General features: G+C 74.1%; 3 protein-coding genes. All 3 read left to right on the plus strand.

Features of this window, described 5'->3' with window-relative positions; all coding sequences use genetic code 11:
- The first annotated feature begins 56 nt into the window (after nucleotides 1-56).
- Entirely contained in the window at nucleotides 57-662 is a 606-nt protein-coding gene (locus VFM98_RS07255) for a chemotaxis protein CheW (protein ID WP_325109240.1), read from the plus strand.
- Nucleotides 659-2,296 (plus strand): methyl-accepting chemotaxis protein, encoded by a 1,638-nt coding sequence (locus VFM98_RS07260; RefSeq protein ID WP_325109241.1) that lies wholly within the window; start codon nucleotides 659-661, stop codon nucleotides 2,294-2,296. The genes VFM98_RS07255 and VFM98_RS07260 overlap by 4 nt, the downstream gene beginning before the upstream one ends.
- An 18-nt stretch (nucleotides 2,297-2,314) precedes the next feature.
- Nucleotides 2,315-2,864: Hpt domain-containing protein (locus tag VFM98_RS07265; protein WP_325109242.1), on the plus strand; the 550-nt coding region annotated here is incomplete at its 3' end.

Consider the following 2,864-nt stretch of genomic DNA (forward strand, 5'->3'; position numbering starts at 1 on the left):
GGACTCACCGCCGCGGCCCTGCAGGGCGCCATCCGCCGGCTGCACGAGGTCCACCGGTGACGCCGCCACCCGACCAGACGGCAGCCACCGGCGCCGGAATCCCGTCGCAGCGTGACGAGACCGCCTGGGCCGCCGAAGTGCTGCGCCGCCGGGCGGAAGCGCTCGCACGCGCACCGTCCACGAACGCGCAGGACGCGGCGCAGGCCGTGCAGGTGCTGCGCTTCGGCGTGGGCGAGCAGGAGTGCCTGCTGGCGCTCGACTGCCTGCGCGAGGTGCAGCCGCTGCGCGACCTGCTGCCGCTGCCTTCGGCGCCATCGGCGCTGCTCGGTGTGATGCAGTGGCGCGGCCGGCTGCTGCCGGTGCTGGATCTCGCCACCCTGTTGCCCGTCGCGGGCCGCGCCGAGACCCGCCACGTGCTGGTGCTCGGACGCAAGGTGCCCACCCTGGCGCTCGCCGTCGGCGCGGTGCACGGCCTGCAGGCGCTGGCGCCGCAGCAGGTGGATCAGCGCGCCGAGCCGCTCGAGGGCCTGCGCCCCGAGATCGTCCGCGGCGTCACCCGCGAGGGCCACCTGTTCCTCGACGGCCCCCGGCTGCTGGCCCTGCACGGCACCGCTGCGCAGGCATCGCCCGCCCCCGAACACCCCCAACCGCCCACCGCATGAAGCGCTTCCTCGACCTGTCCACCCGCGCCAAGCTGTTCGCCGCCTTCGGCCTCATGGCCGTGCTCGCGGCCGCGACCATCCTCTTTGCCTACCAGGCCCTGTCCGCGATGCGGCATTCGCAGCGGACGCTGTTCGAGGTGGAGATGGCCAACGTGGCCGACCTGAAGGACCTGCGGGCGGACCACCACGCCATCCGCGCCGCCCTGGCGGAGATGATGCTGCCCGGCAACGCCTCGCGGCTGGAGCAGCTGCGCGACGAGGTGCACAAGCGCAATCGTTCCGTGCAGGCGCAGCTCGCCGCGATCGCCGGCCGCAAGGGCAGCATCGAGGCCTCGCGCGACCTGCTGCGCGAGTTCGAAGCCGTGCAGGCGGCCTCCATCCAGCTGCGCGACACGCAGGTGCTGCCGCTGCTGGCGCGGGGCCGCGCCGACGAGGCGCGCGAACTTTTCACGGGCGTGCAGCTGGAGCGGGACCGGCGGCTCGCCGCGATCGCCGACGAACTGGGCGAGCGCTCCACGCGCAGCGCCGCCCAATCGGTGGCGGCTTCCGAGCAGGAGGCGGCGGGCGCGCTGCGCTGGCTGGTCGCGATCGCGCTGCTCACCCTGCTGGCGGGCACGTCGCTCACCCTGCTGCTCGCGCGCGTGCTGGCCGGGCCGCTGCAGACCCTGTCGCAGGCGGCCGAGCGCGTGGCGCGGGGCGATCTCGCGGTGGAACTGCCGCCGCAGGCGCGCCTCGACGAGACGGGCGTGCTCAATCGCACCTTCGCGCAGATGATCGCGCGGCTGCGCGAGATCATGCGCGAGATCGGCGACGGCGTCTCCGTGCTCGCCTCATCGGCGAGCGAGATCACCGCGTCGACCGCGCAGGTGGCTGCCGGCTCCGCGGAGACCGCGTCCGCCGTGGCGGAGACCTCCGCGACCGCCGAAGAAGTGAAGCAGACCGCCAAGGTCGCCTCCGACAAGGCGCTGCAGGTGCAGGAGGCCGCGCAGAAGACGGTGGCGGCCTCGCACGGCGGCCTGCAGGCCATGGAGGACTCGATCCAAGCCATGCGCCAGATCCGCGAGCAGATGGATTCCGTCGCCCAGAGCATCCTGCGCCTGGCCGACCAGGGCATGGCGATCGGCGAGATCATCGCCACCGTCAACGACCTGGCCGACCAGTCCAACCTGCTGTCCGTCAACGCCGCCATCGAGGCGGCGCGCGCCGGCGAGGAAGGCGCCGGCTTCCGCGTCGTCGCGCAGGAGATCCGCAGCCTCGCGGAGCAGTCCAAGCAGGCCACCGTGCAGGTCAAGGCGCTGCTGGGCGACATCCAGAAGGCCACCAGTGCTGCGGTGATGAACACCGAGCAGGCCAACAAGGCGGTGCGCAGCGGCGTCGAGCTGTCCGAGGGCGCGGCGCGCTCGATCCGCTCGATGGCCACCATCATCCAGGAGTCGGCCCAGGCCGCCGCGCAGATCGCCGCCTCGGCGCAGCAGCAGTCGGTGGGCATGGACCAGGTCGCCTACGCCATGCAGAACATCCACCAGGCCAGCGCCCAGAACGTGGCCGCCAGCCGCCAGACCGAAGCCGCGGCGCAGGGGCTGCAGCAGCTCGGCGAGCGGCTCAAGGGCCTGGTGGACCAGTACCAGAGGTAAGGACGCGCCGCAGCACCCATGGCCAGATCCGACGCGCAGTTCGATCGCAAGCTCGCGGCCATCTTCGAGGCCGAGGCGGCCGGCCACGTCCAGCGCATGCAGGCAGCGCTCGCCCAGGTGGAACCGGAGGGCGGGCTGCCGCGGGCAACGCTCGAGGTGCTGTTCCGGGCCGCCCACAGCCTGAAGGGAGCCGCCCGCGCGGTCGGCCGGGACGGGATCGAGACCCTGTGCCATGCCACCGAAGGCGTGCTCGCGGCGCTGCAGCGCGAACGCCTCGCGTGGACGGATGCGGCCGGCGACCTGCTGCACGACGCGGTGGCGGCGCTGGAGCGCGAGCTGCGCGGCGCCGGGCCGGCCGGAGCGCTGGCCGCGCTGGTGGCGCGGGGGGAGGCGCTGCTGCGGACCGCACCGCCGGCGTCGCAATCGCAGTCGCAGTCGCAGTCGCCTGCGGCCACGCCCACGTCTGCGCCTGCGCCGACGTCTGCGTCGTCGCCTGCGTCAGCGCCCACGCCGCCTGGCGGGCCGACGCCACCCGACACCCCAGCGCCGCCAGCACCGGCCGGCGCCG

This window comes from Ramlibacter sp., assembly GCF_035706265.1.
GTDB lineage: Bacteria > Pseudomonadota > Gammaproteobacteria > Burkholderiales > Burkholderiaceae_C > Ramlibacter.